This window comes from Roseovarius tolerans, from assembly GCF_028885395.1.
GTDB lineage: Bacteria > Pseudomonadota > Alphaproteobacteria > Rhodobacterales > Rhodobacteraceae > Roseovarius > Roseovarius tolerans.
In genome coordinates this window covers 2,936,827-2,962,216 of record NZ_CP118494.1, presented here as the reverse complement: position 1 = coordinate 2,962,216, position 25,390 = coordinate 2,936,827, and the positions used below count along the sequence as shown (strand labels likewise).

General features: G+C 64.8%; 28 protein-coding genes and 1 tRNA gene. 19 read left to right on the top strand and 10 right to left on the bottom strand.

What is annotated here, in order from left to right:
• Position 1: 1 nt before the first annotated feature.
• Both PVU19_RS14615 and PVU19_RS14610 read right to left on the bottom strand, forming a co-directional pair.
• Positions 2 to 838: a protein NO VEIN domain-containing protein gene (locus tag PVU19_RS14615; RefSeq protein WP_050662642.1), complete on the bottom strand. Its 837-nt coding sequence runs from the start codon at positions 836 to 838 to the stop codon at positions 2 to 4.
• Positions 839 to 1,226: 388 nt separating this feature from the next.
• A tRNA-Ser gene (locus tag PVU19_RS14610) sits at positions 1,227 to 1,316 on the bottom strand.
• Between the two features lie 201 nt (positions 1,317 to 1,517).
• Here PVU19_RS14610 and PVU19_RS14605 point away from each other — a divergent pair.
• From PVU19_RS14605 to PVU19_RS14575, 7 genes are read left to right on the top strand one after another with little or no spacing between them, the layout of a single operon-like run.
• Complete coding sequence (locus PVU19_RS14605) at positions 1,518 to 2,405, top strand: SPOR domain-containing protein (protein WP_050662643.1); 888 nt, start codon at positions 1,518 to 1,520, stop codon at positions 2,403 to 2,405.
• 15 nt (positions 2,406 to 2,420) lie between these two features.
• Positions 2,421 to 3,584 carry a D-alanyl-D-alanine carboxypeptidase family protein gene (locus tag PVU19_RS14600; protein ID WP_152911631.1) on the top strand — a complete coding sequence of 388 codons (1,164 nt, stop codon included), beginning with the start codon at positions 2,421 to 2,423 and terminating at the stop codon, positions 3,582 to 3,584.
• Positions 3,581 to 4,207 carry a dTMP kinase gene (gene tmk, locus PVU19_RS14595; protein ID WP_050662644.1) on the top strand — a complete coding sequence of 209 codons (627 nt, stop codon included), beginning with the start codon at positions 3,581 to 3,583 and terminating at the stop codon, positions 4,205 to 4,207. Before PVU19_RS14600 ends, tmk begins: the two co-directional genes overlap by 4 nt.
• Complete coding sequence (locus PVU19_RS14590; protein ID WP_050662645.1) at positions 4,204 to 5,325, top strand: DNA polymerase III subunit delta'; 1,122 nt, start codon at positions 4,204 to 4,206, stop codon at positions 5,323 to 5,325. Before tmk ends, PVU19_RS14590 begins: the two co-directional genes overlap by 4 nt.
• 20 nt (positions 5,326 to 5,345) lie before the next feature.
• Positions 5,346 to 6,137: a TatD family hydrolase gene (locus PVU19_RS14585; RefSeq protein ID WP_050662646.1), complete on the top strand. Its 792-nt coding sequence runs from the start codon at positions 5,346 to 5,348 to the stop codon at positions 6,135 to 6,137.
• The gene (locus PVU19_RS14580) at positions 6,137 to 6,934 is read left to right on the top strand and encodes an MBL fold metallo-hydrolase (protein ID WP_050662647.1); all 798 of its coding nucleotides are present in this window, start codon (positions 6,137 to 6,139) and stop codon (positions 6,932 to 6,934) included. Before PVU19_RS14585 ends, PVU19_RS14580 begins: the two co-directional genes overlap by 1 nt.
• Before the next feature lie 4 nt (positions 6,935 to 6,938).
• Complete coding sequence (locus PVU19_RS14575) at positions 6,939 to 7,868, top strand: AEC family transporter (RefSeq protein WP_050662648.1); 930 nt, start codon at positions 6,939 to 6,941, stop codon at positions 7,866 to 7,868.
• A 36-nt stretch (positions 7,869 to 7,904) separates the two neighbouring features.
• Here PVU19_RS14575 and PVU19_RS14570 read toward each other — a convergent pair whose 3' ends face one another.
• The 6 genes from PVU19_RS14570 to PVU19_RS14545 form a co-directional block, all read right to left on the bottom strand.
• The gene (locus PVU19_RS14570) at positions 7,905 to 9,137 is read right to left on the bottom strand and encodes a mandelate racemase/muconate lactonizing enzyme family protein (RefSeq protein WP_050662649.1); all 1,233 of its coding nucleotides are present in this window, start codon (positions 9,135 to 9,137) and stop codon (positions 7,905 to 7,907) included.
• Positions 9,138 to 9,215: 78 nt separating this feature from the next.
• Positions 9,216 to 10,301 carry a zinc-binding dehydrogenase gene (locus PVU19_RS14565; protein WP_050662650.1) on the bottom strand — a complete coding sequence of 362 codons (1,086 nt, stop codon included), beginning with the start codon at positions 10,299 to 10,301 and terminating at the stop codon, positions 9,216 to 9,218.
• Between the two features lie 333 nt (positions 10,302 to 10,634).
• Positions 10,635 to 11,441 (bottom strand): 3-oxoadipate enol-lactonase, encoded by an 807-nt coding sequence (pcaD, locus tag PVU19_RS14560; RefSeq protein ID WP_050662651.1) that lies wholly within the window; start codon positions 11,439 to 11,441, stop codon positions 10,635 to 10,637.
• 10 nt (positions 11,442 to 11,451) lie between these two features.
• The gene (locus PVU19_RS14555; RefSeq protein WP_050662652.1) at positions 11,452 to 12,426 is read right to left on the bottom strand and encodes a threonine ammonia-lyase; all 975 of its coding nucleotides are present in this window, start codon (positions 12,424 to 12,426) and stop codon (positions 11,452 to 11,454) included.
• Entirely contained in the window at positions 12,423 to 13,256 is an 834-nt protein-coding gene (locus tag PVU19_RS14550) for an alpha/beta fold hydrolase (RefSeq protein WP_050662653.1), read from the bottom strand. Before PVU19_RS14550 ends, PVU19_RS14555 begins: the two co-directional genes overlap by 4 nt.
• Positions 13,256 to 13,942: a haloacid dehalogenase type II gene (locus PVU19_RS14545; RefSeq protein WP_050662654.1), complete on the bottom strand. Its 687-nt coding sequence runs from the start codon at positions 13,940 to 13,942 to the stop codon at positions 13,256 to 13,258. The genes PVU19_RS14550 and PVU19_RS14545 overlap by 1 nt, the downstream gene beginning before the upstream one ends.
• Positions 13,943 to 14,167: 225 nt before the next feature.
• On the opposite strand from PVU19_RS14545, the gene PVU19_RS14540 reads away from it, so the two are divergent.
• Positions 14,168 to 14,596, top strand: a complete 429-nt coding sequence (locus PVU19_RS14540) for an FKBP-type peptidyl-prolyl cis-trans isomerase (RefSeq protein WP_050662655.1) — start codon at positions 14,168 to 14,170, stop codon at positions 14,594 to 14,596.
• Between the two features lie 379 nt (positions 14,597 to 14,975).
• The gene (locus tag PVU19_RS14535) at positions 14,976 to 15,158 is read left to right on the top strand and encodes a hypothetical protein (RefSeq protein WP_050662656.1); all 183 of its coding nucleotides are present in this window, start codon (positions 14,976 to 14,978) and stop codon (positions 15,156 to 15,158) included.
• Positions 15,159 to 15,160: 2 nt separating this feature from the next.
• Here the strand turns inward: PVU19_RS14535 and irrA are convergent, their stop codons facing one another.
• Positions 15,161 to 15,583, bottom strand: coding sequence for an iron response transcriptional regulator IrrA (irrA, locus tag PVU19_RS14530; protein WP_050662657.1), 423 nt, complete (start codon positions 15,581 to 15,583; stop codon positions 15,161 to 15,163).
• A gap of 182 nt (positions 15,584 to 15,765) precedes the next feature.
• Here irrA and fabA point away from each other — a divergent pair, with 182 nt between their 5' ends.
• The 5 genes from fabA (at position 15,766) to PVU19_RS14505 (ending at position 20,023) form a co-directional block, all read left to right on the top strand.
• Positions 15,766 to 16,275 (top strand): bifunctional 3-hydroxydecanoyl-ACP dehydratase/trans-2-decenoyl-ACP isomerase, encoded by a 510-nt coding sequence (fabA, locus tag PVU19_RS14525; protein WP_050662658.1) that lies wholly within the window; start codon positions 15,766 to 15,768, stop codon positions 16,273 to 16,275.
• Between the two features lie 26 nt (positions 16,276 to 16,301).
• Positions 16,302 to 17,531 (top strand): beta-ketoacyl-ACP synthase I, encoded by a 1,230-nt coding sequence (gene fabB / locus PVU19_RS14520; protein ID WP_050662659.1) that lies wholly within the window; start codon positions 16,302 to 16,304, stop codon positions 17,529 to 17,531.
• Positions 17,532 to 17,538: 7 nt separating this feature from the next.
• Entirely contained in the window at positions 17,539 to 18,330 is a 792-nt protein-coding gene (locus PVU19_RS14515) for an enoyl-ACP reductase FabI (protein WP_050662660.1), read from the top strand.
• A gap of 47 nt (positions 18,331 to 18,377) precedes the next feature.
• The gene (locus PVU19_RS14510) at positions 18,378 to 18,635 is read left to right on the top strand and encodes a hypothetical protein (protein WP_050662661.1); all 258 of its coding nucleotides are present in this window, start codon (positions 18,378 to 18,380) and stop codon (positions 18,633 to 18,635) included.
• An 89-nt stretch (positions 18,636 to 18,724) separates the two neighbouring features.
• Entirely contained in the window at positions 18,725 to 20,023 is a 1,299-nt protein-coding gene (locus tag PVU19_RS14505; protein WP_050662662.1) for a glycine cleavage T C-terminal barrel domain-containing protein, read from the top strand.
• Between the two features lie 285 nt (positions 20,024 to 20,308).
• On the opposite strand, the gene PVU19_RS14500 is transcribed toward PVU19_RS14505, so the two are convergent.
• Positions 20,309 to 21,184 carry a hypothetical protein gene (locus tag PVU19_RS14500; protein ID WP_050662663.1) on the bottom strand — a complete coding sequence of 292 codons (876 nt, stop codon included), beginning with the start codon at positions 21,182 to 21,184 and terminating at the stop codon, positions 20,309 to 20,311.
• A 113-nt stretch (positions 21,185 to 21,297) separates the two neighbouring features.
• Here PVU19_RS14500 and miaB point away from each other — a divergent pair, with 113 nt between their 5' ends.
• The 5 genes from miaB (at position 21,298) to ybeY (ending at position 25,364) form a co-directional block, all read left to right on the top strand.
• On the top strand, positions 21,298 to 22,623 hold the full coding sequence (gene miaB / locus PVU19_RS14495) for a tRNA (N6-isopentenyl adenosine(37)-C2)-methylthiotransferase MiaB (protein WP_050662664.1): 1,326 nt from the start codon (positions 21,298 to 21,300) through the stop codon (positions 22,621 to 22,623).
• A 187-nt stretch (positions 22,624 to 22,810) separates the two neighbouring features.
• Positions 22,811 to 23,389, top strand: coding sequence for an OmpA family protein (locus PVU19_RS14490; protein ID WP_050662685.1), 579 nt, complete (start codon positions 22,811 to 22,813; stop codon positions 23,387 to 23,389).
• A gap of 11 nt (positions 23,390 to 23,400) precedes the next feature.
• Entirely contained in the window at positions 23,401 to 23,712 is a 312-nt protein-coding gene (locus tag PVU19_RS14485; protein WP_152911633.1) for a hypothetical protein, read from the top strand.
• A gap of 182 nt (positions 23,713 to 23,894) precedes the next feature.
• Positions 23,895 to 24,869, top strand: coding sequence for a PhoH family protein (locus PVU19_RS14480; RefSeq protein ID WP_050662665.1), 975 nt, complete (start codon positions 23,895 to 23,897; stop codon positions 24,867 to 24,869).
• A 6-nt stretch (positions 24,870 to 24,875) separates the two neighbouring features.
• A complete protein-coding gene (ybeY, locus tag PVU19_RS14475; RefSeq protein WP_050662666.1) occupies positions 24,876 to 25,364 on the top strand; it encodes an rRNA maturation RNase YbeY in 489 nt (162 codons plus the stop codon).
• Positions 25,365 to 25,390: the final 26 nt, after the last annotated feature.

Below are 25,390 nucleotides of genomic sequence, written 5' to 3'. Positions count from 1 at the left end.
CTCATTGAAAGCTCGCCTGAAACGTCGTCGCAGTCAGCGACACATGCGCGTCCAGCGGCGGGTGCAGCTCGAACGCCTTCGGCTCGCGTGAGAAGTTCCACAGCCGGAACAGGCGCCATTCCGACCGTCGCTCCTCGGCCACGGCCAGCTCGTTGCGGGTGACATGGAAGGGCGTGCGCTCCCATCCGTTCGTCGTCTTGACCTCGATTAGCCGGGGCAGACCGTCCGGGGCGAAACTCGCGATGTCGTAGCCCGCCCCGTCGCCATCCTCCTCCGACACCCACCGCACCTTGCGCGCCAGATCGCCCCGTCCTGCCGTCCGCAATGCCGCGCGCTCATGCGCCAGCACGCGCTCCTCGCCCGCGCGACCAAGGGCCCGGTTGCGCTCGTCCCGGCCCGCCACGTCGAACTTGCGGGCGATGTGCAGCATCTGGTCCAGTTCCTGCGGAGGCGGCTGGTTCGACAACGTCGGCGGCGGCCCGATCCAGATCTGCACCGCCTCGCGTAGGCCAGCGCCGGGTTGCAGCCCAGGTTGGCGCCCGAGCCAGGCCGGGTTCAGCGCCAGCCACCGCGCCACGGCATCCACCAAGGTCATCTGGAAGTTGAACGCGGGCTTGTAGCCGGGGATCCAATCCTCGCCGAGCCCCTTCAGCACCGCGCTGATGTTCTGGTGCTTGAACTCGACGGACCCCTCGGACCGGTCGTTCAGCAGCGGCAGCAGCGCGCGGCGATGCTCGGCCTTGCTGTAGCGGCGCGCAGAGATGTCGTCGGCCAGCATCGCGAAGTAATCCGCGACGATCAGGTCATTCTCTTCATCCGTCCAGGGACCATTCGACATTGCGCCAGGCTATGGGCACGAAGTGTGTTTGTCATCAGAGACTTCCGGCAGGGCCTTGGCTCGCTTCGGACGCTTCCGCCGGACTTGGGGATCGGCCGCCACGGAGCCGTCCTTCTGGCCGCCCTGCGCCTTCGTGTCCGTCTCCGTCACCGGATTAGCTCGCGAACGGGACGACCCCATGAGCTCCGCAACCCATTGGAAATGCGAGGATGTTTTGCGCCGTCCCATGACCTTCGAGGGGCGCTCGAATAGAGACACGGGGCATTCGGAGACCCGTTCTGCGTCAAGCGTCCAGTCTCCGAAGGGCGGATAGCCCTGCCAACGCCCTTTGAAACAAAAAGAAAAAAGGCCGCGATGGGGGCCCATAGTCGGATTCGGCATTTGAATGTGGCGGAGGAGGTGGGATTCGAACCCACGGTACGCTCTCACGCACGCCGGTTTTCAAGACCGGTGCAATCGACCACTCTGCCACTCCTCCGGCCCGGATGCTCCTACAGCGCCGCGCACGATTCTGAAAGATGTTGTTTCGCGTGGAAAATCGCCCATGCCGCGCCTGCGCACTTTTCACGTCGCGGGTGAGGCGCTAGACTGTGCGCGGGATCATGCCGGAATAACGAGCGGCGCGACCGGAAAACCGGCGCAGGCCGGGTGGGCGTGAGCTACAGGCAAGGGGCAGAACATGACATATGCGATTGGGGGCGGACGGGCACCGTGGTGCCGTTTGATGCTGGCGGGGCTTGGTCTCGCGGTGCTGGCCGGATGCGATGAGAATGGCAATTTCTCGCTCCAGCCCGATACGCGCGGCGGTGAAGTCCCGGCGCGTTCCGGCAGTTCGGTCAAGCTGGTGGAGCGCGATGTCGAGGCTCCGGATGTGTTTCAGGTCACCGACATGGGCCTGTGGGACGGTCGCCCGTCGCTTGGCGGGGTCTGGGTGGCGCATCCTGACGTGAAAGAGCCCGAGCGGGTGATCATCCGCAACACGTCGAATTCGAATTTTGTGATCGGCGCACTGTTCCGGCGCGAGCGCGAGACGCCGGGGCCTGCGTTGCAGGTGTCATCGGATGCCGCCGCCGCCCTTGGCATGCTGGCAGGCGCGCCGACACAGCTCAACGTCACGGCCCTGCGGCGCGAAGAAACTCCGGTCGCACCAGAACCCGAGGCGGAGGCCGCGACTGAACCGCTCGCCGAGACGCAGGGCATCGAAGAAAGTGCGCTTGACCCGGTCGCGGGCGCCGCCGCGGCCATCGAGGCCGCCGAAGCGCAGGCTGAGACCGCAGCCGCCCCCGCCCCGGTCGAGACGCCCAAACCGCGCCCCGCACCGCGTGCATCTGCGCTGGAAAAGCCGTTTATCCAGGTCGGTATATTCAGTGTTGAGGAGAACGCTCAGAACACTGCCACCGCGATGCGGCAGGCGGGGATGGTGCCCACCGTGCTGGAACAGTCTTCACAGGGCAAGGCGTTCTGGCGGGTCATCGTCGGTCCCGTCACCAGCACGTCGGAGCGCGGCACCGTACTGAAAAAGATTCAGGGGATCGGCTTTGACGATGCCTATCCCGTCACCAACTGATCAATGGAGGTGAGCATGCGCCTGATCCGCCCTATCCTTGCCGGTCTTCTGGGGCTGATGCTGGCCTGGCCCGCCGCCGCTTTCGAGACGAGCGCGCGCGCAGCTTATGTGGTCGATGTCACCACCGGCACGGTTCTGCTCAACAAGAACGCCGACACGCCGCTGCCGCCCGCCTCGATGTCCAAACTGATGACGCTCTATGTGGCCTTCGAGGCGGTGCGCAGCGGACGCTTGTCGCTGGATGAACGCCTGCCGGTTTCGCAGCATGCCATGAGCTATGGTGGCTCAACCATGTTTCTCGACACCACTGACCGCGTGAGCGTCGAGGATCTGTTGCGCGGGATCATCGTGCTGTCGGGCAATGACGCCTGCGCGGTGATCGCCGAGGCGCTGAGCCCTGATGGCACCGAGGCCGGGTTCGCCCGTTTCATGACGCAGCGCGCGCAGCAGATGGGCATGACCAATTCGGTGTTCAAGAATTCCAACGGCTGGCCTGCCGATGGCCATGTCATGAGCATGCGTGATCTGGCGTTGCTGGCGCGGAACATCATTCAGGACTTTCCAGAATTCTACGAGATGTTCGCCGAGCGCGAGTACCGCTTCGACGGGCGTGCGCCGAGCAATATCAACAATCGCAATCCGCTTCTGGGTCTGGGCATCGGGGCGGACGGGCTCAAGACCGGGCACACGCAGGAGGCGGGATATGGCCTCACAGGCTCGGCACGGCAGGGTGACCGCCGGGTGATCTTTGCGATTTCCGGCCTCGACAGTGCCTCCGCCCGTGCCCGAGAATCCGAGGCGATCGTCAATTGGGCGTTTCGCCAATTCGCGCGCAAATCCGTGGTGAAGGCCGGAGACGAGGTGGCGCGCGCGCCGGTCTGGATGGGCGAGGCGCAGAGCGTGGGGCTGACCCCGGCCGAGGACGTCGAAACGCTTTTGCCGGTGTTGGGCGGCGATCAGGTTGCGGCACAGGTGGTCTTTACCGGCCCCGTGCGTGCGCCTGTGGCAGCGGGCGATCAACTGGCTGAATTGGTTCTGACACCCGAGGGGCTGCCCGAGACGCGGGTGCCGCTGGTGGCTGCCGAAGCCGTTGCGCAGGGCGGGTTCGTGACCCGTTTGCGGGCGGTCTCGGGGTTGTTGATCAAACGGTTGCAGGAAGGTCCCGAGGGCGCGCTTTGAGCGGGTCGGGCCTGTTCATTAGTTTCGAGGGCATCGACGGGTCGGGCAAGTCCACGCAGGCGCGCCTGCTGGCCGAACATCTGCGCGAGCGTGGCCGCGACGTGGTGCTAACCCGCGAGCCGGGCGGCAGTGCCGGGGCCGAAGAGATCCGCCGTCTGGTGCTGGAGGGCGACAAGGATCGCTGGTCGCCCGAGACCGAGCTTTTGCTCTTTACAGCGGCTCGGCGTGACCATCTGGAACGGGTGATCTTGCCTGCGATTGCCGCCGGTCAGGTGGTGATCTGCGACCGTTTCGCCGACAGCACGCGGATGTATCAGGGCCTTGGTCGCGCCGACCTGCGCGGGATGGTCGATCAGCTGCACGAGTTGATGATCGGGCGCGAGCCGGATGTGACGGTGCTGATCGACATTGCGCCCGATGTGGGGCTGGGCCGCGCTCTGTCGCGCGGCGGCGGCGAGGAACGGTTCGAATCCTTCGGAGAAGGGCTGCAGGCGCGGATGCGCGACGGTTTTCTGGCTTTGGCCAAGGAATTCGCGGCGCGTTTCGTGGTGATCGACGGGGGCCGCGGGATGGAGGCGGTTGCCGGGGATGTGGCGCACGCGGTGGAGGCGCGGCTGCCATGAGTGACGAGTTCCTGCCAGATCCTGATCGCGTCGAAGGCGCGCCGCACCCGCGCGAGACCGCGCGTCTGATCGGGCAGGGGGCCGCAGAGACGGAATTCCTTGATGCGTTCAACAGTGGGCGGCTGCATCATGGCTGGCTGATCACTGGGCCGCGCGGGGTGGGCAAGGCGACCTTTGCCTGGCGGTTGGCGCGCTTTCTGCTGGCCAATCAGGAGACGCAGGGTGACGGGCTTTTCGGGGCGCCGCCGCCGCCCGCGTCGCTGGATGTGGAGCCCGAGCACCCTGTTGCGCGGCGCATGCTCGCGCTGTCGGAGCCGGGGCTTTTCCTGCTGCGACGTGGTCCCAATGACAAGGGCGACCGACTCGCCGCCGAAATCCGGGTGAGCGAGGTGCGCAAGCTGGGCAATTTCTTCGCGCTGTCCTCGGCGGATGGCGGGCGGCGTGTGGTGATCGTCGATGCGGCGGATGAGCTCAACACGCAGGCCGCCAATGCGATCCTCAAAATGCTGGAAGAGCCGCCCGCGCGCACAATTCTCTTGCTCGTTTCACATCAACCCTCTGGCCTTTTACCGACGATCCGCTCGCGGTGCCGCACGCTGCGGCTGGCCCCGCTCGGCCCCGAGGACATGGCCACTGCGCTCGAACAGGCGGGCATCGCGCTTGAGGGCGATCCTCTGGCGCTTGCGGAACTGTCGGGTGGCTCGGTCGGGGCTGCGGTGCGGCTGCTCAATCTGGGCGGTCTCAAGACCTATTCGGAGCTTGTCGGCCTGATGGAGAGCCTGCCGCGCCTTGATCGCGCGCGCGCGCTGAAGCTGGCCGAGGCGGCGGCGATGCGAGGTGCGGAAGAGCGGCGAGACCTGCTGTTTTCCTTGACCGATCTCTTCATGATCCGCCTCGCGCGCACCGGCGCGACCGGTCATCCGCCGGGGGCAGAGGCCGCCCCGGGTGAGGCCGCGTTGCTCTCGCGTCTTGCGCCTGATCCGCAGCGCGCGCGGGAATGGGCGGATTGCGCGCAAGAGATCGGCGCGCGGGCGCGGCATGGCCGGGCGGTCAACCTTGACCCTGCCAGCCTAGTCCTAGATACGGTGTTCAGAATTCAGCAAACCGCGAAGGGCTGAGCGCCCGCCGAGGGAGAGGCATGAGCACCGATATCCGCATCACCGACAGCCATTGCCACCTCGATTTTCCCGACTTCGACACCGAGCGTGACGATGTGATCGCCCGCGCAGTGAAGGCGGGCGTGACACGTATGGTGACGATCTGCACCAAGCTGCGGCAAGAGCCACAGGTGCGCGCCATTGCCGAGGCGTATCCGGAGGTGTTCTACGCCGCCGGAACGCATCCGATGAGCGCCGCCGCCGAGCCGATGGCGTCGGTGGAGGAGTTGGTGGCGCTCGCCGCGCATCCGAAATTCGTGGGCATCGGCGAGAGCGGGCTCGACTACCACTACACCGCCGAGAGCGCCGAGGTGCAACAGCAGAGCCTGCGCATCCATATCGCGGCGGCGCGGGAAATCGGGCTGCCTCTGATCATCCATGCCCGCGATGCCGACGAGGACATGGCGCGCATTCTGACCGAGGAATGTCGCAACGGGGCATACACTTGCGTCATGCATTGCTTTTCTTCGGGGCCGGATCTGGCCAAGGCGGCGATCGATCTCGGGTTTTACCTGTCGATGTCGGGCATCGCGGCCTTTCCCAAGAGCCAGGCGCTGCGCGACATCTTCGCGGCCGCCCCGGTGGACCGCATATTGGTCGAGACCGACGCGCCCTATCTCGCGCCGCCGCCCTATCGCGGCAAGCGCAATGAGCCATCCTATACCGTGCATACCGCGCAAAAGGGGGCCGAGGTGTTCGGCATGGAGTGGCCAGAATTCGCCGCGCAGACCGAGGCCAATTTCGAGCGGCTGTTCACCAAGGCGGTGCTGTGATGGGCGAGTTGCGCTTTACCATTCTCGGCTGCGGCTCTTCGGGCGGTGTGCCGCGCCTTGGTGGGCATTGGGGCGATTGCGACCCGTCTGAGCCGCGCAATACGCGCCGGCGCTGTTCCATGCTGATCGAGCGCGAGACAGAAGGCGGTGTGACCCGCGTGCTGATCGACACGTCGCCCGACCTGCGTGCGCAGCTGCTGGATGCGGGCATAGGCGCGCTCGATGCGGTGGTTTATACCCATGCCCATGCCGATCACGTGCATGGCATCGATGACCTCCGGATGATCGTGTTCAACATGCGCCAACGCCTGCCGGTCTATGCCGATGGTGACACGCAGAACGCGCTTTATTCGCGCTTCGGCTATGCCTTCACCCAGCCCGAGGATAGCCCCTATCCGCCGATCCTCGACATGCACACGATTGATGGCCCTTTCGAGATCGAAGGGGCTGGGGGTGCTATTCCGCTCTCCCCGTTTCAGGTCGGGCATGGCTCTATTGATGCGCTTGGCTTTCGGGTGGGGGATCTGGCCTACCTGCCCGATGTGGCCGAGATCCCCGAAGCGGTCTGGCCCACACTTCAGGGGCTTGATTGCTGGGTACTCGACGCGCTGCGGCGCACGCCGCACCCGACGCATGCGCATCTTGAACTGGCGCTTGAATGGATCGCGCGGGCGGCCCCGCGCCGTGCGGTGCTGACCAACATGCATATCGACCTCGACTACCGGACCGTCGCCGACGAGACGCCTGAACATATCACCCCGGCCTATGATGGGATGATCATCCGCTACGCGGTCTGATGCGATGCAGGCGCTGATCGAAGTCATCCTGCCGGTCTTTCTGGTGATCGGCTTTGGCTATCTCGCGGTCTGGCGCGGCTGGTTCAGTCAGGCGGGGGTCGAGGGGCTGATGACCTTCACCCAGAAATTCGCCATTCCCTGCCTGCTCTTCGCCGCTATCGCAAGACTCGATCTGGGGCAGAATTTTGAATGGCGGTTGCTTCTCAGCTTCTACGCGGGGGCGCTGTCGGGGTTCCTTCTAGGCCTCTTGGGCGGCAGGTTCCTGTTTGGCCGCTCGTGGGAGGACGCGGTCGCCATTGGCTTTTGCGGGCTCTTTTCCAACTCGGTCCTGCTGGGCTTGCCGATCATGGAACGCGCTTACGGGGTTGATGCGCTTTCGGCCAATTTCGCGATCATAGCGATCCATTCGCCCTTTTGCTACGGCATCGGCATCACCGTGATGGAGGTTGTGAAGGCGCGCGGGCAGGCGGGGATCACGGTCGTGGGCAAGGTGCTGCGTGCGATGTTCTCGAACACGCTGATCATGGGGATCGGCGCGGGGTTCGCCGTCAATCTCTCGGGGTTGCCGTTGCCGGGGCCGTTCAATGATGCGGTTGACCTGATGGTGCGCGCGGCGCTTCCGGCGGCGCTCTTTGGGTTGGGGGGTATCCTTGTGCAATACAAGCCCGAGGGCGATATGCGGGTGATCCTCTATGTCTGTGCCGCCTCGCTATTGGCGCATCCGCTGGTCACCTACGGGATCGGGCGGGGGCTTGGCCTGTCGGTCGATGCGCTGCGCTCGGCGGTGATGACGGCGGCGATGGCGCCGGGGGTCAACGCTTATATCTTCGCCAATATCTACGGCCATGCCAAGCGGGTGGCGGCGTCGAGCGTGTTGATCTCGACGGCGCTGACGGTGGTGACGGCTTGGCTGTGGCTGCAAGTGCTTCCTTAGAAAGCACTTTTCCAGTTTTGCCCGTGCTTCGCCGACTCACTCCGTCTTTAGCGGTGCGCCTCCGGCGAAGCTGTTGCCGTTCACGTAATCGCAAGGAGCGTCCTGCATTTCCAGGTGAAGTCCGTTGCCGTCGAAGGGGTGCGCGCGGGCGAGGGCCTCATCCACGTCGATGCCGAGGCCGGGGGTGTCGGGCGGGGTGATGAAGCCGTCCTCGACCGTGATACCGCCCTTGATGAGCGCGCTGTGAAACGGCGTTTCGATGGTCTCGGCCATCAAGATGTTGGGGATGGAGGTGGCGAGGGCCACATTCGCTGCCCATTCCACGGGTCCGGCATAGAGGTGGGGGGCGAGTTGCGCGTTATGGGCCTCGGCGATGGCGGCGACCTTTTTCATCTCCCATATCCCGCCTGCGCGGCCAAGGGCGGGTTGCAGGATTTCGGCGGCACCCGCGCGCAGGACGGCGGCGAATTCGGCCTTGGTGGTCAGCCGCTCTCCGGTGGCCACGGGGATGCGCACGGCCCGGGCCACACGGGCCATTTCTTCAATGTTATCAGGGGGTATGGGCTCTTCATACCAGAGCGGAGAGTAGGGCTCCAGCGCCTGTCCGAGGCGGATGGCGCCGGCGGTGGTGAACTGCCCGTGGGTCCCGAAGAGAAGGTCGGCGCGGTCGCCCACGGCCTCGCGGATGGCACGGCAGAAGGCCACCGACATGGTGATGTCGGGCATCGCGGGCATATGCCCGCCGCGCATCGTGTAGGGGCCGGCCGGATCGAATTTTATCGCGGTATATCCGCGACTTACGCAGTCGAGCGCACTCTCGGCGGCCATCTCGGGGGAGGTCCAGAATTGGCTCAGATCGTGGTGCGGCAGGGGGTAGAGATAGGTATAGGCGCGGATGCGGTCGTTCATCCGGCCGCCGAGCAAGGCCCAGACCGGACGGTCGCGCGCCTTGCCCAAGATGTCCCAACAGGCGATTTCCAGCCCGGAAAACGCACCCATCACGGTCAGATCGGGGCGCTGCGTGAAGCCCGAGGAATAGGCACGGCGGAACATAAGTTCAATGTTTTCAGGGCTTTCACCTGCCATGTGGCGCGTGAACACGTCCTCGATCACGGCGCGCATCGCGTCCGGTCCGACCGAGGCGGCGTAGCATTCGCCCCAGCCGGTGATGCCGTCATCGGTGGTCAGTTTCACCAGGATCCAGTAGCGCCCGCCCCAGCCGGGGGCGGGAGGCGAGGTCACGATGATGTCGAGGTCTTGCAGTTTCATGGCGGTCTCCGGGGGGGCTGATTTTGCCGGTCGGTATCGTGTCGGTATTACGTCGGTATCGCGTCGGTGCCGATGTCGTCAGTCGAACACGATCACGTTGCGCTTGGCAGATCCGGTCTTGGTGTCGGCGATGGCCTCGTTGATCTGGTCGAGCCGCCAGCGGCCCGAGATCAGCTCGTCGAGTTTCAGCCGCCCCTGTTCGTAGAGATCGACCATCCACGGGATGTCGCGGCGGATCACAGCCTCGCCCATCTTGGAGCCGACAAGCGCCTGACCCATGGCGGCGAAATTGGCCGCCTCGTAGCGGCTCTCGGCGCCGGTATGGGGCATGCCGACCATGATCATCCGGCCCCCGCCCGCGAGGTAGCGCGGCGCCTCGTCATAGGCGCGCGCGACCCCCACGGTGACGAGCACCGCGTCGGCCCCGCGCCCCATCGCCTCTTTCGCCGCGCGCCACGGCTTGTCCTCGGTGGCAAGCACGCCGTCGGTCGCGCCGAACTCTCGCGCGATGGCAAGTTTCTCTTGGTTCATGTCCACCGCCACGATACGCCGCGCGCCTGCGATGCGCGCGCCCTGAATGGCGTTGAGGCCGACACCGCCCGCACCGATCACCACCACGTCCTGCCCTGCGCGCAGATGTGCCGCGTTGACCACCGCGCCGACGCCGGTGATCACCCCGCAGGCCAGCAATGAGGCCGCCGCCATGTCGATGCCTTCGGGCAGTTTCACAACCTGGCTGTGATGCACCACGACCTTTTCGGCGAAGGCCCCGCAGGCCATGGCCTGATGCAGCTTGCCGCCATCCGTGGTCGTGAGGGGGCCGTGATCGCCGTCATAGGGCGTCTCGCAACCCGTGGGCCGCCCGCTGCCGCAGCTGGGGCATTGGCCGCAGGCGCGGATGAGGGTGACGACGACCGGGTCGCCCGCGTTCAGCCCTGTGACACCGGCCCCGATGCCGCGCACCCGGCCCGCCGCCTCGTGGCCGTAGACCGCCGGGAGAGATCCGCCCCAGCCGCCATCGGCATAGGAAATGTCCGAATGACAGATCGCCACGGCGTCGAGATCGACGAGGACCTCGCCCGCCTCGGGCGCGCGCAGGTGGACGTCCTCGACGGTGAGCGGAGCGCCGAATGTATGGCAGACGGCGGCCTTGATGGTGTGCATGAATTTCTCCCGCGTTTTTTCACAGGTGAGGGGGATTCGGGGGAGGGTTCAAGGGCAATTTTGTGGGGGTGTGGGTTGGGCTGGGGTGTGGGTTGGCCTTGAGCGGACCTTGGATCAAAGCACCCGCGCGATACGCGGTCGAAGACCGCCGCGCATCGACGGGCCGCCCCGACGGCACGGCGATTTGGCTGCAACCTGCGCATTGCTTGGATGTTTTCCTGACTTGGCAGAGATAAAGGTCTGCCGAACCAACCTTGGATCGCCGCACCGCGGCCCGTCGATGCGCGGCTCACGTCTATGCCCGCTCAAGGTCAATAACCCCAAACATCAGCGCTATGGCGGCGTTGCGCGCAGATGCCCCGTGGCGTCGATGAAATCAACAAGGCAGGCGGCATAATCGGCGGGTGCGTCCACGGGTGGCACATGCCCGGTACCGCGCAGCAGGCGGAATTGCGAGCCGGGGATGAGATCGACGGTTTCACGCACGAGATCGGGCGGGGTGGAGCCGTCCTCGGCCCCCGCTATCCCGAGGGTGGGGATGCGCAGCCCCGAGGTGGGTGTATAGAAATCGGTGCCCGAAATGGCGGCGGCGCAGCCCGCGTATCCCTCGGGGTCATGGGCGCAGAGATGCTCATACCACGGTTGGTGTTGGCCGGCCTTGACATAGGCGCCGGGGAACCACCGCTCGCACGAGCCGTGGGCGAGCTCTTCCATCCCGCCGGGGCGGGGGGCGGTGGCGATGCGCTCGGCCCAGATCTCGGGCGTGCCGATCTTGGCCCCGGTGTTCGAGAGCACCAGTGCGCGCACGAGGTCGGGGCGCTTTACCGCCAGCCCCTGCGCGACCATGCCGCCGACGGAGAGGCCGACGAAGATCGTGTCGCGCAGGCCGAGATGGTCCATCAGCCGTTCCGCGTCGCGGATCAGCGCGCCCATCGTGTAGGGCGCGGGCGGGGTGGAGGATTGCCCGTGGCCGCGCGCGTCGTAGCGGACCACGCGCAGGCCGGGCGGCAGCAGCGGCACGATATTGTCCCACAGATGCGTGCCGGTGCCGAGCGCATGGGCGAGCACGAGCGCCGGGCCCGTGGCCGTGCCCTCGTCGAGATAGTGGATCGTTACGTCATCGAACTCTGCGAAAGGCATTCTTGCTCCTTCAGGCGAACCGGCTTAGCGCCGTTTGGAAAACATCCGCGTCGACATTGCCGCCGGAAATGGTGCAGATCACCGCGTCGCCCTCGATCTCATCCGTGCGGAAGAGGGCGGCGGCAAGCGCCACCGCGCCGCCGGGTTCGGCCACCAGTTTGAGCCGGGAAAAGGCGAGTGCCATGGCGTGCAGCGCCTCGTCGTCGCTCACCACAAGGCCGGGGCCGCAGAGGCGGTGTAGGATGGGAAAAGTGATCTCGCCCGGTTGCGGCGTGACGATGGCATCGCAGAGGCCGGTCGTGGTCTGCGCATTGCGCATGATCTTGCCATGGCTGAGAGAGCGGGTGGCATCGTCAAACCCCTCCGGCTCGCAGGGGCGGGCGCGCAGGCCCGGCGCGTCGGCCTCGAGCGCCAGGGCGATGCCCGAGGTGAGGCCGCCACCGCCGCAGCACACCAGCACATCCGCCGTCTCGATCCCGAGGGCCGCCGCATCCTCGGCGATCTCAAGCCCCGTGGTGCCTTGGCCTGCGATCACCTGTGGCTCGTCATAGGGTTTGATCAGGGTCAGGCCGCGCTCGGCGCTGAGCGTGGCACCGATGGCGTCGCGATCCTCGCCCGCGCGGTCGTACAGCACCACCTCGGCCCCGAGGGCGCGTGTGTTGTCGATCTTCATGCGCGGTGCGTCCCTTGGCATGATGATGACGGCAGGCACGCCGAATTCGCTGGCGGCGAGCGCCACGCCCTGCGCGTGGTTGCCAGAGGAAAAGGCGATCACGCCATGGGCGCGGGTGTCGGGATCGAGTGCGGAGATGGCCGAGCGCGCGCCGCGATACTTGAAGCTGCCGGTGTGTTGCAGGCATTCGGGTTTCACGAAGACGCGCCGCCCGGCAATGTCATCCAGAAAGGGCGAGGAGAGCAGCGGCGTGCGCCTTGCATGGCCTGCGAGGCGGGCGGCGGCGCTGCGGATCATGGTGATATCGGTCATCTTGTCTGGTCCAGAAGGGCGCGAATGGCGGTGAGGGATTGGGTCTCATCGAGAAACGGGACGTGGCCCCGGTCAGGCACGGTGGCGGCGATCATGTCGGGGCGGCGGTCCTGCATCTTTTGGAAGGTGTCCACGCTCAGCAGGTCGGAATTGGCGCCCCGGATCGCGGCAAGGGGGAGGCCCTCCAGCGCATCGAAGAGCTGCCAGAGATCCGGGGCCTCGCCCGCGCCTGCCTGACCGACGAGAGCATCGCGCAGCTTCGGGTCATAGCGCAGGCCCAGCCCGCCGCCGGGTTTCTCAAAGAACATCGCCTCGGCCTGTGCGCGCCAGCGGGCCAGCGGCACGCCGTGAAAGGCGCGCGCGTTGACATGGGCAAGCGCGCCGCCTGCGGCGTCGAGATCGGGCAGGGCGGGTTCGCGCCCGACATAATCCATGATGCGTTCGATGCCTTCGGTGGTGACCTCGGGGCCGATATCGTTGAGCACGACACCTGCCAGCCGGTCATGGGCGGTGTGGCCGAGGGCCATGGCAATGAGCCCGCCGCGCGAGGTGCCGATGAGGGTGACGCGGTCGATGCCGAGATGATCGAGCAACTCGACTGCATCCTGCCCCTCGCGCAGGATGTTGTAGGACATGAAATCGGGCGCGTGATCGGACTGTCCGCGCCCGCGATAATCCATGCAGATCATCCGGCAGCCCGAGAGGTGCGGGGTGAGAAAGCCGAAATCGGCGCTGTTGCGGGTGAGGCCCGCGAGGCAGAGCACAGGTTGGCCGTGGCCTGCATCGGTGTAGTGGAGCGAGAGCCCGTCCGACGTGGTGAAGCGTGCCATCAGCCGCGCGCCAGATCGGGAATGCCGGAGAGATCGGTCAGTTGCCGGTCGGGGGCGGCGGGCAGGCGGTCCACGGGATCGCCCGCGCGGTTGACCCAGACGGTGTTGAAGCCGTAGCCAGCGGCGGCGCAGGCGTCCCAGCCGTTGGAGGAGACAAAGAGCACCTCTTCGGGGGCGCAGCCGAAGCGTTGGCCGACAAGGTCATAGACCACCCGGGCGGGTTTGAAGATGCCGACGCTTTCGACCGAGAGCACATCGTCGAGAAGTGCGCCGATACCGGCCGACTTCACCGCACCGTCGAGCATGTCGGGCGCGCCGTTGGACAGGATCGCGGTGTCCTTTCCCGCCTCCTTGAGGGCGGCGAGCATGGTGGGCACTTCGGGGTAGGCCTCGAGTTCCCAGTAGAGTTGCAGCAGGCGTTCGCGCAGGTCGGCGTCACCGCCCAGACCTTCGGCCTCGAGCGCCCAGTCGAGCCCGTCCTGCGTGACCTGCCAGAAGCCGACATGCTCGCCCATCACGGCGCGCAGCCAGGTGTATTGCAACTGCTTGAGCCGCCATTTCTCGGCAATGGCAGGCCAGTGGCGGGCGAAGGTCTCGCGCCCCGGCTCGGACGCGGCGCTGCGCGCGGCGGCGGCGACGTCGAAGAGCGTGCCATAGGCGTCGAAAATGCAGGTGGTGATCGGCATGGTATCCCCTCTTGGGTGATCGTGCGGGTGATTTCGCGCGCAGACTGGCATGGACGGGGCGGGGGGGAAAGACCCCATGCGCATACGGCGTAGTGAGCAGCCAAGGATCGGTTTGCAAATCTGGCCATGGGCGGTTACGATTCGCGCCAGCCACACAAGCACCCGCGCGACCGGCGCGGCCTTGCAAACTCACGCACTCCCCATACACAACAGATTGGAACAGCCATGACGCAAGTCAAATCGGGCGATACAGTTCGCGTACATTATACCGGCACCCTGACCGATGGTCAGACCTTCGATTCCAGTGAAGGCCGCGATCCGCTGGAATTCGTGGTCGGCTCGGGCCAGATCATCCCCGGCCTCGATGCCGCGATGGAAGGCATGGCCGTCGGCGAGAAGAAGACCGTCGACGTGCCCGCCGATCAGGCCTATGGCCAGCCCGACCCCAATGCGCAGCAGGCCGTGCCGCGCGCCGAGATCCCCGAGGATATCCCGCTCGATCTTGGCACGCAGCTGCAGGTGCAGACGCCGCAGGGGCAGGTGATGCCGGTGACCGTGGTCGAGGTCACCGAGGAGCAGGTGATCCTCGACGCCAATCATCCGCTGGCGGGCAAGGACCTGACCTTTGCCATCGAGCTGGTGGACATCACCTGATCCCGCTTGCAGGTTTGAATGAGTGCACGCGCCGGGCCTTGGCCCGGCGTGTTGCGTTTTAGGGGGGGAAGATATTTTGGCATTAGCGGGTCTTCAGTATCAAAGAGATGAGCCGCGCGGTGCCCGATCGCCGGGTGGGCGCAGCAACCTCGGTGGACCGCACTTTATTTCAGCCAAGCACTCCCGCGTTATCAATGGCTTGAAACGTTGCAAAAGCGCCCGCCCGAGGGGGCGGTCGGGCGCTGCGCGGCGGTGCCTGCGGCACCTTGATTCCGCGCATTGGTGCTGCACCTGAACCACAGCATTAGCCCGGCCGTTGCAGATTGGACGCCGAGCCCTCTAGGATGGCCCCTATCGCATCACGCCGAAAGGGCCCGCCATGACCGCGACCGAAAAGATCCTGACCCGTATCCGTGAGCTGCAGGACGAGTTGGACGAGGAATTTGCCCGCCGCCGTGCCGCGTTCCGCTACGGGTTCGAAAACGGGCGGGTGGTGTTCGAGGCCGAGGTGCGCCGCCGGATCACGCAGGCCGGACTGTCGGGGATCGCGCCGTCTGGGTGACCTTACTGCGCCGTGCGGCGCAGGCGGATCACGACGTCGACCGCGCTGATTTCGGCGCCGTCGGGGGCTGAGGGCAGGCGCGAGATTTCCAACTCGTCGGCGGGGGCGTCGCTGAGGCGGTTTTCGTCTTCCCAGAAGAAATGCGGGTGGTCATGGGTGTTGGTGTCGAAATAGCTCTTGGAGCCATCGACCGTCACTTCCTGAATGAGCCCGGCCTCGCAGAACGCGCGCAGCGTGTTGTAGACGGTGGCCAGCGACACGCTTTCGCCCTGGGTCTGCACATCGGCAAAAAGGCTTTCGGCGGTGACGTGCCGGTGCTGGCCATCCCCCACAAGAAGACGCGCCAAGGCCACGCGCTGCCGCGTGGGCCGCAGCCCGGCCCCCGAGAGCCAATCGGTCGCCACTGTCGTCGCTTGCGTTGTCATGGATCGCCTTTCCCTTCTTTGTCTGTAATATAGGGCCGCGCCCCCCCCGAGTTCAAACAAAATTCATCTTCCGCGAAACAAGGCCGCAACACTGCGGCAGGCTTGCAAGGGGCTTTTGCCCGGTGTTAGAGGGTTTCAAGACAAGTTCTTTTGCGAAGCAAGCAATGAAAGGGGCCGCCCGAATGGCCGATTATCCAAGCAGTTTCGATCGCGACGATCTGCTGAAATGCGCCCGCGGCGAGCTTTTCGGGCCGGGCAATGCGCAATTGCCCGAACCGCCGATGCTGATGATGGACCGCATCACCGAGGTGTCGGGCGATGGCGGAGCGCATGGCAAGGGGCATATCGTGGCCGAATTCGACATCGACCCCGATCTTTGGTTCTTCAAATGCCACTTCCCGGGCAATCCGATCATGCCCGGCTGTCTGGGCCTTGACGGTCTGTGGCAGTTGACCGGTTTCAACCTCGGCTGGCGCGGCTGGCAGGGGCGCGGCTATGCGCTCGGCGTCGGCGAAGTCAAGCTGACGGGCATGGTGCGCCCTGACAGAAAGATGCTGACCTATTACGTGGATTTCACAAAGGCGGTGCAGACCCGTCGTCTCACGATGGGGGTTGCCGATGGCCGGGTTGAGGCCGATGGTGAGCTCATCTATCAGGTCAGCGACATGAAAGTGGCCCTTTCGGAAAACTGATCCGCGCTGAAACAAGGAGAGCGCCTATGCGTCGTGTCGTCGTCACCGGGCTGGGGATCGTATCCAGCATCGGCAACAACGCCGAAGAGGTCCTGACCTCTCTCAGGCAGGGAAAATCGGGCATCACCGCCAATGAAGCGATGGCTGAACACGGCTTTCGCAGCACGATCGCGGGGGCGATCGACCTCGATGTCGCCGAGCATGTCGACAAGCGCACGCTGCGCTTCATGGGGCCGGGGGCGGCCTATGCGCATATCGCCATGGGGCAGGCGATTGCCGATAGCGGGCTCGAGGAGGCCGATATCGTCAACCCGCGCACCGGTCTGGTCGCGGGCTCGGGCGGGCCGTCGACCTCGGCGATGTTGCAGGCGCATCAGACGGTTCTGAAAACCGGATCAACCAAGCGCATCGGGCCGTTCGCGGTGCCCAAGACGATGTGCTCGACGATCTCGGCCAATCTGAGCACCGCCTACCGGATCAAGGGCATCAACTATTCGATCACCTCTGCCTGTTCGACCAGCCTGCATTGCATCGGCAACGCCGCCGAGCAGATCATGATGGGCAAGCAGGATGTGATGTTCGCGGGTGGCGGCGAGGAGCTGGACTGGACGCTGTCGTGCCTCTTTGATGCGATGGGCGCGATGTCATCGAAATACAACGACACGCCGGAGCGTGCGAGCCGTGCCTTTGACGCCGATCGCGACGGGTTCGTGATCTCGGCCGGTGGCGGCATCGTGGTGCTGGAAGATCTGGAGCATGCCCGCGCCCGGGGTGCCAAGATCTATGCCGAGGTGACAGGCTATGGCGCCACCTCGGACGGGGCCGACATGGTTGCCCCTTCGGGTGAGGGCGGTGAGCGCGCGATGCGCGTGGCGCTGTCGACGCTGTCTGAGGACCGCAAGGTGAGCTATATCAACGCGCATGGCACCTCGACCCCCGTCGGCGATGTCGGCGAGGTCGAGGCGGTGCGCCGCATCTTCGGGCACGGCACCACCCCGCCGATCAGTTCCACCAAGTCGATGACCGGTCATTCCCAGGGGGCCACGGGCGCGCAGGAGGCGATCTATTGCCTGCTGGCGCTGGAGCACGATTTCATCATTCCGTCGATCAATGTCGAGACGCTCGACCCCGCGCTTGACGCGGCCGAGATCGCGACCGACCGGGTGGATAATGCCGGGCTCGATACGGTGATGACCAATTCCTTCGGCTTCGGCGGCACCAATGGCTGCATGCTGCTGAGCAAGTATCACGGATGACACGCAGATGATAAATTCGATGCAGGGCAAGCGCGGCCTGATCATGGGGGTGGCCAATGACCGCTCCATCGCGTGGGGGATTGCCCGGGAAATGCACGCGGCGGGGGCGGAACTGGCGTTTTCCTACCAAGGCGAGAATTTCGCGCGGCGCGTGGCCCCGCTGGCCGAGAGCGTCGGCTCGGATATCCTGCTGGATGTGGATGTGACCGATGATGCCTCGCTCGATGCGGCCTTTGCGGCGCTGGCCGACCGCTGGCCGACGATTGATTTCGTTGTCCATGCCATCGCCTATTCCGACAAGTCGGAACTGACCGGGCGGTTTCTGAATACCAGCCGGCAGAACTTCAAGCATTCGATGGAAATCTCGGCCTATTCCTTTATCGAGGTGGCCCGCCGGGCGCATCCGATGATGCGCGACAATGGCGGCTGTCTGCTGACGCTGACCTATCAGGGGTCGAACAAGGTCGTGCCGAATTACAACATCATGGGGGTGGCCAAGGCCGCGCTTGAGGCGGCGACGCGGTATCTGGCCAACGATCTGGGCCCCGAGGGTATTCGCGTGAACGCGATCAGCCCCGGCCCGATGCGGACGCTGGCGGGGGCCGCCATCGGTGGCGCGCGCAAGACCTTCAAGCACACGGAAATGAACGCGCCGATGCGGGCCAATGCCACGCTGGAGGCGATCGGTGGCACGGCGGTCTACCTTGCGTCCGACGCAGGTGCCTGCACCAGCGGCGAGATCATCCATGTGGATTGCGGCTATCACGTGCTGGGCATGCCGCAGGCCGAGAACCTCTGATCGGGCAGCGCCATATTGCTGCCATGCTGTGATGCCAGACTTCCGGCATGTTTGATCGTACCGAATATCTCACGCCACGACAGGCGCGTTGCCGACAGCGGGCGCAAAATGCGCGCGGATGGGCGCGGGTGGTCAATCTTGCGATGGTCGGCTGCTGTCTCGGGGCGATCTGGCAGGAGCCGGAGATTGCACCGCCGGTACATGCCGGGATGACGCTGGTGGTGAATAACGTGGCGCGGCTGGTGCTCGATCCTGAAACGCAGCGCGCGGCGACCGAAAAGGGCGAGGCGGCTTCGGGCGTCTGAGGCGCGGGGATGCCCCGCTTGAAGGTCCGTGATCGGGATTCTGCCGCGCGCGTGTTGACCGCGCCCCGGGCGATCCCCACGTCATTTGCATGACCTACCAGAACCGCACCCACCCGAACGTGCCCGGCGTGGATCAGTCGGATCGCACCGTGCCCGCCAATCTTCGCCAATCCGGGCCGACGCCTGTGCAGATGCTGGTCTCGACCCGGGTCAGGAAATCCCCCTTTTGGCACCTGTCGATCGAGGCCGGGGCCTGGCGCGCGACGATCTACAACCGGATGTATCACCCGCGCGGTTATGCCCGCCCCGAGGATGGCGGGGCGATGGCCGAGTATCGAGCGCTGGTCAATGGCGTGACCCTGTGGAATGTCGCGGTCGAGCGGCAGATCCGCGTCAAGGGCCCCGATGCCGAGGCGTTCGTCAACACCGTGATTACCCGCGACGCCACGCGGATCAGGCCGATGCATGGCAAATATTGCATCCTGTGCAATGACAAGGGCGGCATCCTGAACGATCCGGTGCTGCTGCGACTGGCCGAGGATGAGTTCTGGTTCTCGGTTTCGGATAGCGACCTGATGCTGTGGCTGCAGGGGGTGAACACGCCGCGCCGCTGGGATGTGGATATCCGCGAGTTGGACGTCGCCCCGCTGCAGGTTCAGGGGCCGCTCTCGGAGGGTCTGATGGCCGACCTGATCGGCGAGGCATTGCGCGACATCCCCTATTACGGGCTGATGGAGGCGCAGATCGAGGGTTGCCCGGTGGTCATCAGTCAGACCGGGTTCAGCGGCGAGAAGGGTTATGAAATCTACGTGCGCGATGCCTCGGAGACCGCAGAGCGCGTCTGGTATGCGCTGCGCGGCCTGGGGGCGCGTTATGGGCTGCGGGTGATCGCGCCGGGCCATCATCGCCGGATCGCTGCCGGGATCCTGTCCTGGGGGCAGGACATGGATTCAGAGACCTCACCGTTTCAGGTCAATCTCGCCTATCAGGTGCCGCGCGCGAAACCCGTCGATTACATCGGCAAGGCGGCGCTGGAGGCGCAGCGCGACGAGATCGAGGTGGGGCGCTATCCGTTCTCGCTGAAGCTGGTCGGGCTGAAGATGGGCGGGTTGCCGATCACCGATTATGCGCCGGATTTCTGGCTGGTGGGGGATGCCGAAGGCGCGCGCTGTGGCTATGTCACCTCGCCGTGGTATTCGCCGGAACTGGAGCAGAATATCGCCTTGGCCTATGTGCCGTGGGACAAGTCCGCCGTTGGCACGCAGTTGCAGGTCGAATTGCCGGAGATGTATCAGGAAACCTCGGGGCAGTCGGTTGCGGCGGTGGTGTCGGAGGTGCCGTTCGTTGCGTCAGAGCATCCGAGCGCGCGCGAGCAGGGGCGCGGGTAGGGCGGTATCGGATAGTGTTTGGACGTTGTTAGTGGTCTGGAGCGGACGTTGACCGCTACACTCATGCGCGGAATCAAGGCCGAAGGCCGCCGCGCATCGCCATGCCAGAGGCATGCCTCCGGCATGACGCCGCCCCCCGGCACGGCGATTTGGCTGCAACCTGCTCTGCGCTCGCATGTTTTTCGGGTTTGGCTGATATAAAGTGCTCGCAAACTATCGTTGGATCGCCGTACCGCGGCCCGTCGATGCGCGGCTCACGTCAACGGCATCTTCAGGCCACCCGCGTCAGAACCATTGCCCCGGCTCCATCAGCCCCAGATCGAGCAATTGCCGGGAGTGCCATTCGAACGGGATCGAGTTGTGCCAGTGGAAGCCCTCGATATCGAAGGTCGAGCCGGGGTTGCGCTTGAGCGCCTTGGCGGTGCGGAATGACACGATGGCGGCCGTCAGGTTGTTGTGCCACGGGCAGGCGTAGGTGTTGTATTCCTCGTCCGAAAACGTGTGATCGTCGCGCAGGGTCAGCCCGGCCTTGGCCCGAAAAAGCGCGATCCGGTCGATCTTGCGCCGGGCGGCGGGGATATGCTCTTCGTAGCGCCAGCGCAGCCCGCCGAAGAAATCGAGCTGGCGTTCGCGCGGGTGGTTGTGATTGGCCGGGTCATTGCGGGCGAGCGCGTAATAGCCGGATTTGTCCATATGCGCCTCTTCCAGCGAGACGGCGGTGGGATGGCGCGCGAGATCGCCGGCATAGAGGTCGATCACATAGGTCAGCATCGCGTCGCGCCGTTCCTCGGTGTGGAAGGCCAGAAGTTCGCCGACGGTGCGCGTCTCGCAGAACGGGTAGAAGAGGTATTCGGCATTGTAGCAGTAATACATCCACAGCCCCGGCGCGGCCTTGATCACCGCGTCCACCGCCCCGGTCAGGCTGTCGCCCGAGGGCAGATCATAGGCGATGCGATGGATGAGCGGGTTTTCGGCCACATCGGTTGCCAGGCCAAAGCTGTCGGGGGCGAAGAAGAGCACCGATTTGAACCCCGAATCGACATGGTGGCGCAGGGTGGAATCAAGCTCCACCTCGTCCTCGGCAAAGACCATTGCCACCGGCCCCTTGGCGAGGGCGGTGCCGGGGGCGGCGAGAAACTCGGTCAGGGTCGGGGCGGTCATCGGCTGCTCTGTCCTATTGTTGGCGGCAGATTCCGTCAAACGCGCGGGCATTGCAAGTGCCCCCTGCAGTGATGTAGTCACCCGACTTGAACCCTCAGGCGGAGGCCCGGCGCATGGCGGATGTGAAAAAGCTCTATATCAAGACCTATGGCTGTCAGATGAACGTCTATGACAGCGAGCGCATGGCCGAGGCGATGGGCGGCGCGGGCTATGTCACCACCGAGGATGCGGCCGAGGCCGACATGATCCTGCTCAACACCTGTCATATCCGCGAAAAGGCTGCCGAGAAGGTCTATTCGGAACTGGGCCGGTTCCGTGCGCTGAAGGAGGAAAAGCCCGATCTCAAGATCGGTGTGGCGGGCTGCGTGGCGCAGGCCGAGGGGCAGGAAATCATGCGCCGTCAGCCGCTGGTCGATCTGGTGGTGGGGCCGCAAAGCTATCACCGCCTGCCGCAGATGGAGGCGCGGGTGCGCGAGGGCGAAAAGGCGCTCGACACCGATTTTCCGCTCGATGACAAGTTCGACACGCTGCGGCAGCGCCCCAAGGCGAAACGCGGCCCGACCGCGTTTCTGACCGTGCAGGAGGGCTGTGACAAGTTCTGCGCCTTCTGCGTGGTGCCCTATACCCGTGGCGCCGAGGCGAGCCGCCCGGCGGCGCGCGTGCTGGAAGAGGCGCGTGATCTGGTCGAGCGGGGCGTGCGCGAGATCACCCTGCTGGGGCAGAACGTCAATGCCTATCATGGCGCGGGAGAGGGCGGCGACTGGTCGCTGGCGCGGCTGATCTGGGCGCTCAATGACATCGACGGGCTGGAGCGTATCCGCTTTACCACGAGCCACCCCAACGACATGGATGACGATCTGATCGCGGCGCATGGCGAATGTGCCAAGCTGATGCCCTACCTGCATCTGCCGGTGCAGTCGGGTTCTGACCGCATCCTCAAGCGGATGAACCGCAGCCACACCGACGAAAGCTATCTGCGGCTGATCGAGCGTATCCGCGCGGCGCGGCCAGATATCCTGATATCGGGCGATTTCATCGTCGGGTTCCCGGAAGAGACGGAAGAGGATTTTCAGGCCACGATGGACCTGATCGAGGCGGTGAATTACGGCTACGCGTTCTCGTTCAAGTATTCCACGCGCCCCGGCACCCCGGCGGCGGAACGGCCGCAGGTGGCCGAGGATGTGAAATCCGAGCGGCTGCAGCGGTTGCAGGCGCTGATCACCCGGCAACAGCGCGCGGCACAGGATGCTATGGTCGGGCGCACCGTCGGCGTGCTCTTTGAAAAACCCGGGCGGATGGCCGGACAGATGGTCGGCAAGTCCGATTACCTGCATGCGGTTCACGTGACGGATGACCGCGTGCAGCCGGGCGATCTGGCGCAGGTCGAGATCTTGGAGAGCGGGCCCAACTCTCTTTCAGGGCGACTCGTCTCGGTCTGATACGCGCGCGCCGGCATGAAATGCGGCGGAAATGCGGCGCTGACTTGGGATTGTTTCTGCATAGTCCACAATATCTGGTGGAATTTGCTTCACTTTGACAGCTTTCTTGCTAAACTTTCATTGCATTTGAGTTGGGCCGCCCCTCGCACCGGGTGACCCAACGGGGGGTAATATAAGGACAGTGGTCGTGGCGAAATTGACTTCGGAAAGGCTGCACGGTCTGGTGAAAGGGTCTGCGGTCGCGGCGCTCTCTCTGGGCCTGGCGGCAGGGGCAGCATTTGCCCAGAGCGGTGATCGCATCGTGAGTGGCGAGCGATACATTCCCACCATCTGGGTCGATCCCGATGGCTGTGAGCATTGGGTGATGGATGACGGTGCGGAAGGCTACATGAGCCCGCATGTCAGCCGTCAGGGCATCCCGGTCTGCCGTGAACTCAACCTTTGTGGCGTGGTAAATACCGATCAGCATTTTGCGACAGACAGTGCGCGGATCCACGCGGGGGGACGCGAAAACCTCAAGAATTTCTTCCGCGAAGCAGACGCAGTCTCCTATCTGATCGTGGGACATACCGACAGCCGTGCATCAGATGAATACAACATGAACCTTTCGTTGCGCAGGGCCAATGCCGTTGCCGCCGTCGCGCAAAGTGTGGGTGCGCGTATTTCGGATGTGCGCGGTTACGGTGAACGGATGCCCAAGGCGTCGAACAATACCGCCGAAGGCATGGCACAGAATCGCCGTGTCGAAATCATGTGCTGGCGCTGAGGGGACTGATGATGAACACGCTTAAAATTGCATTTCTTATCCCTGCGTTCGGTGTTTTGGCCGCCTGTACCGGCGGGCATGGGTCTGTTGGACCCGACAAGACCAGTGACCGGGGGACAGATCAAAAGCACCTCAGCCAGTTGCAGGCGGGTATCTGGGTAGATCCGAATGGATGTGACCATTGGATCATTGATGATGGCGTCGAAGGCTATCTCTCGCAGCGACTCGACAAGTTCGGCAAGCCGGTCTGTTCGGGCGTAGCCCCGCCGACCGTCGCCACCGGGCCGTTCAAACAAGGCTCTCGCATCTCTGACCCGCTCTGACCGAGGCCGGAGGGTGCAAGCTGAATCTACTGCGGGCGACATCGCCCGCATTTTTTTGTTAGGCGCAGGGCGGCAGCGCATGTCGGCGCTTGCACCCCGCGTCGCATGTTGGCACTCTGAGTGCAGACCTCTTGCAGTGGGAGACATGTTTGGTCCATAGCGCACCGCCCCCCGCCCCGGACATGGCCGCAGGCCACGAAACCCTTGTTGAATTTCCCGATAACCGTCTGCTGATCGAGCTTTGCGGTGAATATGACCGCAACCTCGCCGATATCGAAAAATCCCTTGGAATCCAGATCCTGCGCCGCGGCAATCAGCTTGTCGTGGTGGGCGAGACGGATGCGCGCGAGGCGGCGGCGGAGGTGCTGGCCGCGCTCTACGAGCGGCTGGAGAGCGGCAAGAGCGTGGAGCGCGGCGACGTGGACCGCGAATTGCGCATGGGCGACGACGAGGGCGATTCGGGCGGTCTGGACGGCGATCAGCTTGAGATGTTCAAAGGCGGCACGGTCGAGATCAAGACCCGCAAGAAGCTGGTGGAGCCGCGCACCGACGCGCAGAAAGCCTATGTGCGGTCGCTCTTTGCGCATGAGCTGGCGTTCGGCATCGGGCCTGCAGGCACCGGCAAGACCTATCTCGCGGTGGCGGTCGGCGTGAACATGTTCATCGAGGGGCATGTGGACCGGATCATCCTGAGCCGTCCGGCGGTGGAGGCGGGCGAGAAGCTGGGCTATCTGCCCGGCGACATGAAGGACAAGGTCGATCCCTACATGCAGCCGCTCTATGATGCGCTGAATGATTTTCTGCCCGCCAAGCAACTGGCCAAGCTGATCGAGGAAAAGCGCATCGAGATCGCGCCGCTGGCGTTCATGCGGGGGCGGACGCTGGCCAATGCGTTTGTCGTGCTCGATGAGGCGCAGAACGCCACCTCGATGCAGATGAAGATGTTCCTGACCCGTCTGGGCGAGGGTAGCCGCATGGTCATCACCGGCGACCGCACGCAGATCGACCTGCCGCGCGGCGTGCCGTCGGGGCTGGCGGATGCGGAGCGGCTGCTGACGACCATTCCGCAGATCAGCTTCAACTATTTCACCGCCAAGGACGTGGTGCGCCACCCGTTGGTGGCGGCGATCATCGAAGCCTATGAGGCTGAAGGTTAGGCGCATATGCTGACCGAGGTGATGATCGAGGACGACCGCTGGCAGGCGGTGGGGCTGGCGGGGCTGGCGGAGCGCGCGGCGGAGGCCACGCTGGTGCATCTGGGGCTGGCCCCCGGTGATTGGGAGATCAGCGTTCTGGGCTGTGACGATGCGCGCATCGCCGTCCTGAACGGTGATTTCCGGGACAAGCCGCAGCCCACCAATGTATTGAGCTGGCCGAGCGAGGAGCGCGGGGCCGACCGCCCCGGCGCGCGCCCGGACCTGCCCGAGGCGGGGCCTGATCCGGAACTGGGCGATATCGCGATTGCCTATGAGACCTGCGCACGCGAGGCCGAGGCAGGCGACAAACCGCTGGGTGATCATGTGACACACCTGATCGTGCATGCGGTGTTGCATTTGTTGGGTTACGATCACATCCGTGACCAAGATGCCACTTTGATGGAGGCGACCGAGGTTGCCATACTTGGCAAACTGGGGGTTGGTGACCCATATTAGCTAATGAGGGGCCTGGACCCCTGTGA